Origin of the sequence: Rhizobium sp. CB3090 (assembly GCF_029714285.1) — a bacterium.
Lineage (GTDB): Bacteria > Pseudomonadota > Alphaproteobacteria > Rhizobiales > Rhizobiaceae > Rhizobium.
This window is the reverse complement of the sequence record NZ_CP121662.1, coordinates 1,945,025-1,957,824: the sequence shown is the minus strand read 5'-3', so window position 1 is coordinate 1,957,824 and position 12,800 is coordinate 1,945,025. Positions and strand designations below refer to the sequence as shown.

General features: G+C 60.2%; 10 protein-coding genes. 9 read left to right on the top strand and 1 reads right to left on the bottom strand.

What is annotated here, in order from left to right:
- The first annotated feature begins 28 nt into the window (after positions 1–28).
- From QA646_RS09475 to murB, 8 genes are all read left to right on the top strand, one after another.
- Positions 29–1,492, top strand: coding sequence for a UDP-N-acetylmuramoyl-L-alanyl-D-glutamate--2,6-diaminopimelate ligase (locus QA646_RS09475; RefSeq protein ID WP_283055220.1), 1,464 nt, complete (start codon positions 29–31; stop codon positions 1,490–1,492).
- Positions 1,489–2,949 (top strand): UDP-N-acetylmuramoylalanyl-D-glutamyl-2,6-diaminopimelate--D-alanyl-D-alanine ligase, encoded by a 1,461-nt coding sequence (locus QA646_RS09470; protein WP_283058810.1) that lies wholly within the window; start codon positions 1,489–1,491, stop codon positions 2,947–2,949. Before QA646_RS09475 ends, QA646_RS09470 begins: the two co-directional genes overlap by 4 nt.
- 11 nt (positions 2,950–2,960) lie before the next feature.
- Complete coding sequence (gene mraY, locus QA646_RS09465; protein WP_283058809.1) at positions 2,961–4,082, top strand: phospho-N-acetylmuramoyl-pentapeptide-transferase; 1,122 nt, start codon at positions 2,961–2,963, stop codon at positions 4,080–4,082.
- 7 nt (positions 4,083–4,089) lie between these two features.
- Positions 4,090–5,502: a UDP-N-acetylmuramoyl-L-alanine--D-glutamate ligase gene (murD, locus tag QA646_RS09460; protein ID WP_283058808.1), complete on the top strand. Its 1,413-nt coding sequence runs from the start codon at positions 4,090–4,092 to the stop codon at positions 5,500–5,502.
- A gap of 1 nt (position 5,503) precedes the next feature.
- A complete protein-coding gene (gene ftsW / locus QA646_RS09455; protein WP_283058807.1) occupies positions 5,504–6,658 on the top strand; it encodes a putative lipid II flippase FtsW in 1,155 nt (384 codons plus the stop codon).
- A gap of 178 nt (positions 6,659–6,836) precedes the next feature.
- Positions 6,837–7,958 (top strand): undecaprenyldiphospho-muramoylpentapeptide beta-N-acetylglucosaminyltransferase, encoded by a 1,122-nt coding sequence (murG, locus tag QA646_RS09450; RefSeq protein ID WP_283058806.1) that lies wholly within the window; start codon positions 6,837–6,839, stop codon positions 7,956–7,958.
- Positions 7,955–9,370, top strand: a complete 1,416-nt coding sequence (murC, locus tag QA646_RS09445; RefSeq protein ID WP_283058805.1) for a UDP-N-acetylmuramate--L-alanine ligase — start codon at positions 7,955–7,957, stop codon at positions 9,368–9,370. The genes murG and murC overlap by 4 nt, the downstream gene beginning before the upstream one ends.
- On the top strand, positions 9,367–10,341 hold the full coding sequence (gene murB, locus QA646_RS09440; RefSeq protein WP_283058804.1) for a UDP-N-acetylmuramate dehydrogenase: 975 nt from the start codon (positions 9,367–9,369) through the stop codon (positions 10,339–10,341). The genes murC and murB overlap by 4 nt, the downstream gene beginning before the upstream one ends.
- A gap of 92 nt (positions 10,342–10,433) precedes the next feature.
- On the opposite strand, the gene QA646_RS09435 is transcribed toward murB, so the two are convergent.
- Positions 10,434–11,759: an MFS transporter gene (locus QA646_RS09435; protein ID WP_283058803.1), complete on the bottom strand. Its 1,326-nt coding sequence runs from the start codon at positions 11,757–11,759 to the stop codon at positions 10,434–10,436.
- Between the two features lie 270 nt (positions 11,760–12,029).
- Here QA646_RS09435 and aqpZ point away from each other — a divergent pair, with 270 nt between their 5' ends.
- Positions 12,030–12,704 (top strand): aquaporin Z, encoded by a 675-nt coding sequence (aqpZ, locus tag QA646_RS09430; protein WP_283058802.1) that lies wholly within the window; start codon positions 12,030–12,032, stop codon positions 12,702–12,704.
- Positions 12,705–12,800: the final 96 nt, after the last annotated feature.

Sequence of the window (12,800 nt, the reverse complement as noted above, 5' to 3'; positions counted from 1 at the left end):
CTGATCAAGAAGGCGAAAAGTATATTCGATGAACTTGCGGGATATCGCCGGAAACGCGTTTCCGGAACTCAATGAAAAAATCGGCGGGACACTTGGCGATCTTAAGATAACTGGCCTTTCCGCCGATAGCCGTAAGGTGACACCCGGCATGGCTTTCATAGCTGTCGCCGGCACGAAGGCCGACGGCGCAAATTTCATTGCCGATGCCATTTCGCGTGGTGCGTCTGTCGTTGTCTCCGGCCAAGGAGCTGTCGCTGCCGGCGCGCCGGTGTTGACCGTTGCCGAGCCGCGCCGTTTTCTCGCGGTCGCTGCTTCCCGCTTTTACGGCAGGCAACCTGAGACAATGGTCGCCGTTACCGGCACCGCGGGCAAAACCTCGGTCGCTTCCTTCACCCGTCAAATCTGGGCGCATGCGGGCCATCCGGCAGCGATGATCGGAACGACCGGCGTCATGTCGCCGACGCGCAACGACTACGGCTCGCTGACGACGCCAGATCCGGTATCGCTGCACCAATTGCTTGCCGAGCTTGCGGATGAGGGTGTCACCCGTGCGGCGATGGAGGCTTCCAGCCATGGCCTCGACCAATTCCGCCTCGACGGCGTCAGGCTTGCCGCTGCCGCCTTTACCAATCTCGGCCGCGATCACATGGACTATCATCCGACAGTCGAGGACTACATGGCCGCCAAGATGCGGCTGTTTAAAGATTTGTTGCCGAAAGGCTCGCCGGCGGTGATCTTTGCCGACGATGCATGGTCGGAACGAGCGATCGCGGCTGCGCGCGACGCCGGCCAGGACATACGCACTGTCGGCCGCAAGGGCGATTTCCTGGCGTTGAAGCGTGTCGAGCATTTCCGTCACAAGCAGATCGCGGAAGTGCATGTGGGTGACGATATTTTCGAAATCCATATTCCGCTTGCCGGCGATTTCCAGGTCGCCAATGCGCTTGTTGCCGCCGGTCTTGCCATTTCCACCGGCGTTGCCGCGCCGGTTGCCATGGCGGCGCTGGAGAAGCTCGCCGGCGCTTCCGGGCGACTGGAGCTTGTCGGTCATACCCACGACGGCGCGCTTGCCTATGTCGACTATGCGCATAAGCCGGATGCTCTGGAAAATGTGTTGAATTCGGTGCGGCCGTTCACGACTGGCCGCGTCATCGTCGTCTTCGGTTGCGGCGGCGACCGCGACCGCGGCAAGCGGCCGATCATGGGCGAAATCGCCTGCCGGCTGGCCGACGTGGTTGTCGTCACCGACGATAACCCGCGCTCCGAAGAGCCGGCAGCAATCCGCGCCGAGATCATGGCCGCAGCACCCTGCGCCATCGAGATCGGCGATCGCGCCAAGGCGATCCGCGAGGCGGTCGGGATGCTGAAATCCGGCGATACGCTGATTGTCGCGGGCAAGGGGCATGAGGAAGGTCAGACGATCGGTAGCGTGACGCTGCCATTCTCCGACCATGCCGAACTGCGCAAAGCACTGGAGGAGATAAAGTCTTGAGCTGGCTATGGACAACTGAAGACATGATCGCCGCCATCGCCGGCCGCTCCTTCGGGGCGATGCCTGAGGGCGTTACTGGGATTTCCATCGACAGCCGTTCTATCAAGCCGGGCGAAGCCTTCTTCGCCATCAAGGGCGATCGTGTCGATGGCCATGACTATGCCAACCTGGCGATGGCAAACGGTGCGGCGTTGATCGTGATCAGCGAGGCGCGGCTGCCGGCAATGGGCCGGCTGACTGTGCCGAAGATCGTCGTCGACGACGTATTGGCCGGGCTTGCGAGGCTGGGCGCTGCCGCCCGCGAGCGTACGCAGGCGCGCATCATCGCCGTCACCGGCTCTGTCGGCAAAACCACCACAAAAGAGATGCTGCGCCGGACGCTTTCGCCGTCCGGTAAGGTGCATGCTTCGGTCGCCTCCTTCAACAATCATTGGGGCGTGCCGCTGAGTTTGGCGCGAATGCCTCAGGATACGGATTTCGGCGTTTTCGAGATCGGCATGAACCATCCGGAGGAGATCCGGCCGCTGACCAGGATGGTGCAGCCGCATGTGGCGATCATCACCACGATTGCGCCGGCTCATCTCGGCAATTTCAAGAACATCACGGAAATTGCTGCCGCCAAGGCAGAGATTTTCGACGGCGTCGTGCCAGGTGGTCATGTCATTCTCAACCGCGACAACGATCAGTTCGATTTCCTGGAACGCGCTGCTCTGGCCGCCGGTGTCGAACACGTGCACAGTTTCGGCCAGCATGCGAAGGCAGATGTGCGGCTCGCGGAATTCAACGCGTCGGAAGAGAATTCGACGCTGTGGCTGACGATCGGCGGCGAGACGATGGAAGTGGCGATCGGTGCGCCCGGCCGGCATATCGCGGAAAACGCGCTGGCCGTTCTCGGTGCGGTGATGCTCGTCGAAGCTGATCTCGACAAAGCGGTCGATGCGCTGGCGACGCTGCAGGCGGAAAAGGGCAGGGGACAGCGCCATAAACGCGCGATCGTCAACGGCTATTTCACGCTGATCGATGAAAGTTACAATGCCAATCCCGCATCCATGCGCGCGGCCATTGCGCTGCTTGCGACGTCTTCGCCGGATGCCAATGTCGGCGCCAGAGCGGGCAGGCGGGTCGCCATTCTCGGCGACATGTTGGAAATGGGGGATTATGCCCAGAGAGTGCATGCCAATCTTGCCGGTCCGCTGCTCGCGGCCGGCATCGAGCATGTCTGGCTGGCGGGTCCGGAGATGGCAGCGTTGAGGGATGCGCTCCCGGAAAGTGTTCATGTCGAATACCGTGAGAATACGGAGGAGCTCTCGGAATTCGTGCTCAACTCGGTCGCCCCTGGCGACGTTTTGATGGTGAAATCGTCGTTGGGGATAGGATTCGGGAATATAGTGGCAGCTTTGCTTGACAAGTTTCCAGCATTTTCCGACACGGAGCCCAACTCCCATCAGGGGCTTTAGAAAGGGCTCTTATGCTGATTTGGCTTGCCGAACTGTCGGACCATGTTCATTTTTTCAGTACTCATTTCAGATTTCTCAATCTGTTCAGATACATCACGTTCCGCACCGGCGGCGCTTTGTTCACTTCGGCATTGATCGTCTTCCTCTTCGGGCCACGAATCATATCCTCCCTGCGTGTGCGCCAAGGGAAAGGCCAGCCGATTCGCGCCGATGGTCCGCAGACCCATTTCAAGAAAGCCGGTACGCCGACCATGGGCGGGCTGATGATTTTGGCCGGCATCGTCGTGTCGTCAATGCTGTGGGCCGATCTTGCCAACGTCTATGTAGTTGCAACGCTGCTGGTGACATTGGGCTTCGGCGCCATCGGCTTCTATGACGACTATCTCAAGGTCACGAAGCAGAGCGACAAAGGCTTTTCCGGTCGCGCGCGTCTCGGCATCGAATTCGTCATCGCCGCCATCGCCGTCTATTTCATGATGACCACGGCGCTGTCCTCCGGCACCGCCGGTTCGACCTTCGGTTCATCGATCGCATTCCCGTTTTTCAAGAATTTCATGCTCAATCTCGGCATGTTTTTCGTCCTCTTCGGCGCTTTCGTCATCGTTTCCGCGGGGAATGCCGTAAATCTGACCGATGGCCTTGATGGACTTGCGATCGTGCCCGTGATGATCGCGGCCGCCTCCTTCGGCGTCATTTCTTATCTGGCCGGCAACTTTGTCTTCGCCGATTATCTCGCGATCAATTTCGTGCCCGGCACGGGCGAGCTGGCTGTGGTCCTCGGCGCTGTCATCGGCGCCGGCCTCGGCTTCTTATGGTTCAACGCGCCGCCGGCGGCCATTTTCATGGGCGACACCGGTTCTCTGGCGCTCGGCGGCATGATCGGTTCGGTGGCGGTCGCCACCAAGCATGAGATCGTCATGGCGATCATCGGCGGCCTCTTCGTGCTGGAGGCGCTTTCGGTCATCATCCAGGTCGGTTTCTTCAAGATGACGGGCCGCCGCGTCTTCCTGATGGCGCCAATCCATCATCACTTCGAGAAGAAGGGTTGGACGGAGAGCCAAGTGGTGGTCCGCTTCTGGATCGTCGCGGTCATCCTGGCGATGATCGGCCTCTCGACCCTCAAGCTTCGGTGAGGCGGCGATGATCCCTGTCACCACGCTCAAAGGGAAAAAGGTCGCATTGTTCGGCCTCGGCGGCTCAGGCTTTGCCACCGCGCGGGCGCTTGTCGCCGGTGGTGCCGAGGTGACCGCTTGGGACGACAATCCCGACAGCGTGGCGAAGGCTGCGGCCGAAGATATCCCGGTCGCCGATCTCAGAACGATCGATTGGAACGGGCTCTCGGCCTTCGTGCTGTCGCCCGGCGTGCCGCTGACGCATCCGAGGCCGCACTGGACCGTCGACCTCGCCCACGCAGCCGGTGTCGAAGTCATCGGCGACGTCGAGCTCTTCGTCCGCGAGCGGCGGGCGCATGCGCCGGATTGCCCTTTCATCGCCATTACCGGCACCAATGGGAAATCGTCGACGACGGCATTGATTGCCCATATCCTGCAATCGAGCGGACGCGATACGCAACTCGGCGGCAATATCGGAACGGCCATCCTGACGCTGGAGCCGCCCAAGGCGGAGCGCTACTACGTCGTCGAATGCTCCTCCTATCAGATCGATCTTGCGCCGACCCTCAATCCTTCCGCCGGCATTCTGCTCAATTTGACACCCGATCATCTCGATCGGCACGGTACGATGCAGCATTATGCCGATATCAAGGAACGGCTGGTGGCCGGCAGCGGTGTTGCTGTCATCGGCGTCGACGACAGCTATTCTTCGCTGATTGCCGATCGCGTCGAACGGGCAGGCGGCAGGGTCAACCGCATCTCGCGCCGGCACGTGCTGGCTGACGGGCTTTATGCCGAAGGCAGCCGCATCATTCAGGCATCGACCGGTGCGACCGCGGAGATTGCCGATCTCGACGGTATCCAGACGCTGCGCGGCGGCCACAACGCACAGAACGCCGCGGCCGCGATTGCTGCATGTCTGGCCGTCGGTGTTTCCGCTGACGATATCCGTGCGGGGCTCAAATCCTTTCCGGGCCTCAAGCATCGCATGCAGCCCGTCGGCCGGCGCGGACGGGTCGTTTTCGTCAATGATTCCAAGGCGACCAATGCGGATGCCGCCGCACCGGCGCTTTCGAGTTACGATCACATCTATTGGATCGCCGGCGGCCTGCCGAAAGAGGGCGGTATCACGACGCTGGCGCCGCTTTTTCCGCGCATCGCCAAAGCTTATCTGATCGGCGAAGCGGCGCCAGCCTTCGCGGCGACGCTCGGCGAGCAGGTGCCCTACGAAATATCGGGCACTTTGGAGCGCGCGGTGGCGCATGCCGCAGCCGATGCCGATAAGGACGAACATGAGGCGGCGGCGGTGATGTTGTCACCGGCTTGCGCAAGCTTCGATCAATACAAGAATTTCGAGGTCAGGGGTGATGCCTTCGTCAGCCACGTGGCTGCGATCGAGGGTGTCACCATGCTGGTCGGTTCAGCAACAGGAGGCGATTGATATGGTAAGCCGCGTTGAGCGTGGGGCCTTGGCCGAATGGTTCTGGACCATCGACCGTGTATTCCTCTCTCTTTTTATCCTGTTGATCGGCATTGGTTTCATGCTTTCCTTTGCGGCTTCGCCAGCCGTGGCGGAACGCATCGGTCTGGAGCCTTTCCACTTCGTCAAGCGCCACGCCCTTTTCCTTATTCCGGCGATTGCGGCGATGATCGGCATTTCCTTCATGACGCCGCGGCAGGTGCGGCGCACGGCAGTCATCCTGCTGATCGTTTCGCTGGCGATGATGCTGTTCGCGCTGTTCTTCGGCGTCGAGGTCAAGGGATCGCGACGCTGGGTCAACATCGCGGCGCTCTCCATCCAGCCGTCGGAATTCATGAAGCCGGCCTTCGTCGTCGTCTGCGCGTGGCTGTTTGCCGAGCATGCGCGCCAGCCGGAAATTCCGGGCAATCTCTTCGCCATCATCCTTTTCGGCATCGTCGCAGCGCTCCTTGTCGCGCAGCCCGACCTTGGGCAGACGATCCTTACCACCGCTGTCTGGGGCGGCATGTTCTTCATGGCCGGCATGCCCTGGCTGTGGATCGGTGTGCTCGGCGGCCTCGGCGTCGGCGGCTTCGTGACGGCCTATTACGTCTTTCCCCACGTGGCGCTTCGCGTCGACAAGTTCCTGACCGGTGAGGGCGATACGTTTCAGGTCGATACCGCCAAGGAAGCGATCATCCACGGCAATTGGTTCGGCGTTGGTCCAGGTGAAGGCATCGTCAAGCGCATCATTCCGGATGCCCATACCGACTTCATCTTCTCTGTGGCGGCCGAGGAATTCGGTGTGGTCTTCTGCATGGTGCTCGTCTGCATCTTCGCCTTCCTGGTGCTGCGCGGCCTGTCGCATGCCTATAAGGAAAAGAATGATTTCAACCGCTTTGCCGTTGCGGGCCTGGTGCTGCAGATCGGTATTCAGTCGATCATCAATGTCGGCGTGAATCTGCAATTGCTGCCGGCCAAGGGCATGACCCTGCCGCTGATCTCCTACGGCGGCTCCTCGATGACCGCCATTTGCGTGACGGCGGGCTTCATTCTGGCCCTGACGCGCCATCGGCCGGAAAAGAGGGCGCAGGACCGCAGCCTCTTTCGCGTGACGCATGGATTGCCGGCGGAGTGATCGCGTTGGACCCATCTGCGCTTTATCCCCATCTCCCCGATTACACCTATTCTTCGTTCGCTTTCGCGAAGATGGGAGTCTATGAAGGAGGTTTGAAGCGCTTCAGTGACGCGGGCATGGCGGCTTCCTATATTAGGGAGATGCCCTCGCGCAGAGGGTATTCGCGGGAGCGAAGATCATGAGTAAAGGTATTATCCTGCTTGCTGCCGGCGGAACCGGCGGCCACGTATTTCCGGCCGAGGCATTGGCCCACAAGCTGAAGGAGCGCGGTTATTCCGTGCACCTCGTCACCGACAGCCGCGCTGAACGCTATGCCGGCAAGTTTCCGGCGGATGAGATTCATGTCGTGCCTTCGGCAACGATCGGTTCGAAGAGCCCCATCAAGGTCGCAAAGTCGCTTTGGACGCTGTGGACCGGCATGCGCGCTGCGCGCAAGCTGATCCGCAATATCAAGCCGCTCTGCGTCGTCGGCTTCGGCGGCTATCCGACCATACCGCCGCTGCTTGCCGCCACCCGCATGGGCGTGCCGGCGATGATTCATGAGCAGAACGCCGTGATGGGACGCGCGAACAAGGCGCTTGCCGCGCGCGTTCAGGCGATTGCCGGTGGTTTCCTGGAGAAGAGCGGTGCGTTTCCGGAGAAGACGGTGACGACCGGCAATCCCGTGCGTCCGGCCGTGACCGAAGCGGCCAAGCGGCCCTATGTGCCGTCCGGCCCGGATGATCCTTTCAATCTTGTCGTCTTCGGCGGCAGCCAGGGTGCTCAATACTTCTCCAAGGCTGTGCCGACAGCGATCAGTCTGCTGGAGGAGCCGCTGCGCAAGCGCCTGCGGATTACGCAACAGGTGCGCCCAGAGGATATGGAGACGGTCAATAGCTGCGCCAGGAAGCTGGAGATGGGCGCTGATGTCGCGCCGTTCTTCACCGACATGGCCGAGCGTATCGGTGCTGCCCATCTCGTCCTCTGCCGCTCCGGTGCGTCGACCGTATCGGAACTCGCCGTCATCGGTCGCCCGGCAATTCTGGTGCCTTATCCATACGCGCTTGATCATGATCAGGCAGCCAATGCCGCGGCCCTTGCGGCAACGGGCGGCGTCAAGGTCATTGCACAAGCGGAGCTGACGCCGGAGAAGCTCTCGACGATCCTGCGCGGTGCGATGACGATGCCGGAGAAACTGGCGAAGATGGCGGCTGCGGCCAAACAGGCCGGCAAACCGGATGCAGCGAGCTTGCTCGCCGATATGGTTGAGGCTATTGCCGCAAGACGTTCAATTCAGGAATTCAAGGGGGCGGGCGTATGAAGCTGCCGAAGGCTATCGGCCTCGTACATTTTATCGGTATCGGCGGTATCGGGATGAGCGGCATTGCCGAAGTGCTGCATAATCTCGGCCATCGCGTGCAGGGGTCGGACCAGTCGGAAAGCGCCAACGTGCAGCGGCTGCGCGAAAAGGGCATCGCGGTGCATATCGGTCACAAGGCAGAGAATCTCGGCGACGCGGAAGTCGTGGTGGTTTCCACCGCCATCAAGAAGAGCAATCCGGAACTCGTCGCCGCGCGCGAAAAGCTGCTGCCCGTCGTGCGCCGCGCCGAGATGCTGGCCGAGCTGATGCGCTTCCGCAATGCGATTGCCATCGGCGGTACGCATGGCAAGACGACAACCACCTCGCTTGTCGCGACCCTGCTCGAAGCCGGCGGACTTGACCCGACCGTCATCAACGGCGGCATCATCAACGCCTACGGTACGAATGCCCGTATGGGCGAGGGCGAGTGGATGGTAGTGGAGGCCGATGAATCTGATGGCACCTTCCTGAAGCTGCCTGCCGACGTCGCCGTCGTTACCAATATCGATCCCGAGCATCTGGATCACTACGGCAATTTTGACGCTGTGCGTGCCGCCTTCCGGCAGTTCGTCGAGAATGTGCCGTTCTACGGTTTCGGCGTCATGTGCCTCGATCATCCGGAAGTGCAGTCGCTGGTCGGCCGCATCGAGGACCGCAAGGTCATCACCTATGGCGAAAATCCACAGGCGGATGTGCGCTTCATGAATGTGCGCATCGACGGGACGCGCTCGCTGTTCGATATCCAAATTCGCAGGCGCCGAACGGGGAAGGTCTTCGAGATCAAGGATCTCGTCATGCCGATGCCCGGCCGGCACAATATTTCCAATGCGACTGCGGCAATCGCCGTCGCCAACCGGCTCGGCATCTCCAATGAGGCGATCGCCAGGGGGCTCGCCTCCTTCGGCGGCGTCAAGCGTCGCTTCACGCTCACGGGCGAATGGAACGGGGTGAAGGTCTTCGACGATTACGGCCACCATCCGGTGGAGATCAAGGCCGTGCTTAGGGCGGCGCGCGAAGCCTGCCAGGGCCGCATCATCGCCGTTCACCAGCCGCATCGGTACACGCGGCTGTCGAGCCTGTTCGAGGAGTTCGCCGCCTGCTTCAACGATGCCGACAGCATTTTCCTGGCGCCGGTCTATGCAGCCGGCGAGGACCCGATCGAGGGCGCGGATTCGCAGGCTCTGGTGTCGCGCATCAAAGCAGGTGGCCATCGCGACGCGCGCTATCTGCAGTCGCAGGAGGATCTTGCCCGCATGGTCGCGGAGATTGCACGACCGGGTGATTTTGTGGTTCTCTTGGGGGCTGGGAGCATCACGTATTGGGCAGCTTCATTGCCAAAGGAATTGGAAGGCCTTTCGGGTAAGTCCGCATGAAACAGGTAAATGGGGAAAAGCTTCTGGCGTCGCTCGGCGACAGCGTAAAGGATATTCGCGGCCGGTTGACGCCGGACGCGCCGATGGATCGCGTCACATGGTTTCGCGCCGGCGGGCTGGCGGAGTTGATGTTCCAGCCGCATGACACCGACGATCTGATCGCTTTCCTGAAGGTCCTGCCGGCCGAAGTGCCGTTGACGGTGGTGGGTGTCGGTTCGAACATCCTGGTGCGCGACGGCGGCATTCCTGGCGTCGTCCTGCGCCTTTCGGCCAAGGGCTTCGGCTCGGTCGAGCTTGCCGGTGAGAATCGCATCATGGCTGGCGCCATTTGCCCGGATAAGCATGTTGCCGCCATGGCCATGGACAATGGTATCGGCGGCTTTCATTTCTATTACGGCATTCCCGGCGGCATCGGTGGCGCGGCGCGCATGAATGCCGGCGCCAATGGCTCCGAAACGCGCGATCGGGTCGTCGAGGTGCATGCGGTCGACCGCAAGGGCAAGAAGCATGTGCTGACCAATGCCGAGATGGGCTACACCTATCGCCATTCGACAGCATCGGACGATCTGATCTTCACGCATGTTCTTTTCGAGGGATATCCCGAGGATAAGGCTCAGATCCGGGCCGAAATGGATGCCGTGCGGGCGCATCGCGAGACGGTGCAGCCCATTCGCGAAAAGACCGGTGGTTCGACCTTCAAGAACCCGGAAGGGCATTCCGCCTGGAAGCTCATCGATGAAGCCGGCTGCCGCGGCCTCGTCATCGGCGGCGCGCAGATGTCATCGCTGCATTGCAATTTCATGATCAATATGGGGCAGGCGACTGGCTACGATCTCGAATATCTCGGCGAGCAGGTCCGTCGCGAGGTTTTCGAAAAGTCCGGCATCAAGCTGGAATGGGAAATCAAGCGTCTGGGCTGCTTCATGCCCGGCCGAGAAGTTCGCCCCTTCCAAGGCGTCACTGCGGAGTAGGTTTGCGCTGCAATCGGCTCAAACTTCATAAAATGATTCAACAAAAAGGCCGGGTTTTTACCCGGCCTTTTCAATTCGTTATGGCAAAGTTCTCAGATTTCTTCGTTACCCGAGAGCAGAATGCCGATCAGCGAGAGAATGGCTGCAATCGTGAGATAGTAACCGACATAGGCGAGGCTGTAGTTCGTCGCCAGCCAGGTGGCGATGAAGGGGGCCAGGGAGGCGCCAATGATACCGCCGAGATTGAAGGTCATCGACGCGCCGGTATAGCGTACCGCCGTTGGGAACGGAGCGGCAAGTGCGGCGCCGATCGGCCCGTAGGTGAAGCCCATCAAGGCCAGGCCTATGATCGAGCAAGCGAATGCGCCGGCAAGGCCGGCGGTCAGCAGCGTGGAATAGAACAAACCGAAGATCAGGATGCCGATCGTCGTCAGGATCAGAACCAGCCGGCGTGAATAACGATCCGACAACAGGCCGGAAAGCGGAATCATCAGGCCGAAGAAGACGACGCCGACAAGCTGGACGATCAGGAACTGCTGTTGTGAATAGCCGAGGCCTGCCGGAGTAGCGGTGAGCGGCCTTGTGCCCCAACTCAGCGTGAATGCCGTCATCAAATAGAACAGCACGAAGGTCGCGACAGCGATGATCGTGCCGAGGATGAGGCTGCGGAGATGCGAGCGGAAAATGACCGCAATCGGAACCGAAACGCGCTCCTCCTTTTCGACTGCGCGGCGGAATTCCGGCGTTTCGGTGATTTTCAGGCGAACATAGAGGCCGATCGCCACCAGCGCCAGACTGATGAGGAAAGGAATGCGCCATCCATAACTCAGGAAATCCGCATCCGACATGCTTTCACGCAAGATCAGGAAGAGACCAGCCGACAGAATGAAGCCGATGGGTGCACCAAGTTGCGGAAACATGGCGTACCAAGTGCGCTTGCCCTCCGGCGCGTTTTCGGTGGCAAGCAACACCGCGCCACCCCATTCGCCGCCGAGGCCGAGGCCCTGGCCCAGACGGCAAAGTGCCAGCAGCAGCGGAGCGAAAACGCCGATCGAATCATATCCAGGCAAAAGGCCGATAACGACGGTCGAAAGGCCCATCGTCATGAGCGCTGCAACGAGTGTCGCCTTGCGGCCAACCCTGTCACCGAAATGGCCGAAGATCATCGCACCGATCGGACGGGCAAAGAACGCGATCGAAAACGTTGCGAAGGATTGCAAAGTCGCAGCAGTCGGATCAGCAGCCGGAAAGAATAGCTTCGGGAAGACGATGACCGCCCCCGTTGCATAAACGTAAAAGTCGAAAAATTCGATCGTCGTACCGATAAGGCTCGCGATCAGAACGCGTGCCGGGGAATTCGCAACGACGCTGTTCGATGACGAGGGTGTCGGCGATAAGGGAGATATCGCGTCAGTCATGGTCCTACCAATTTGGATGGTTTAACGTTGCCTTAACGGCAGCGCGTGTCCTTAGCGCAATTTTTGTTCAGCGCAAACGTTTAAGAAGCAAGAAACTGACACCTGCATGCTGATCCTTTGTTGCAATAACTGCTTCGGGAGCGGAGCGATCGCGCGTTTGCCACCCTGACGGGCGTTTGTCCGGGAATGTCTTGACCGGAATCTTTTTCTCGTAAATGTCTTACTTTCGCTCTGGTTGAGAGCGGTGGAGATAAATTCTATGCAGAAAAAATGATTGCGGAATTTTTTGGAACGTTTTGGCTGGTGTTCGGCGGCTGCGGAAGTGCAATCTTTGCGGCAGCTTTTCCAAGCCTCGGCATCGGTTTTCTAGGCGTTGCTTTCGCGTTTGGGTTGACCGTGCTCACCATGGCCTTTGCGGTTGGCGGTGTGTCGGGCGGCCATTTCAATCCGGCGGTTTCGGTCGGTCTCATGGTTGCCGGCCGCTTCCCCGGCTCGCATCTCATTCCTTACATCATCGCCCAGGTCGTCGGCGCTATCGTCGCTGCGGTCGTTCTTTACCTGATCGCAAGCGGCAAGGCTGATTTCCAGCTCGGCGATTTTGCGGCCAATGGTTATGGCGAGCATTCTCCGGGCGGCTACTCGCTTGCATCGGCGCTGGTTGCCGAAATCGTGCTGACGCTATTCTTCCTGATCGTGATTCTCGGTTCGACCAGCAGCAAGGTGCCGGTCGGATTCGCGCCGATCGCTATTGGTCTTGCGCTGACGCTGATCCACCTCATCTCGATCCCGATCACCGATACTTCGGTTAATCCGGCCCGTTCCACCGGCCAGGCTTTGTTCGTTGGTGGCTGGGCGCTGCAGCAGCTCTGGCTGTTCTGGGTGGCCCCGATCATCGGTGGCGCGCTCGGCGGTATCACCTGGATACTGCTCAGCGATCACGACTGATTCCGAGACCCTATAAGCCTTACGAATGCCCGCGGCGGAGACCCCGGCGCGGGCTTATTTGTTTAAAATTTTCTAAAGGTGGATATTCAAATGTAG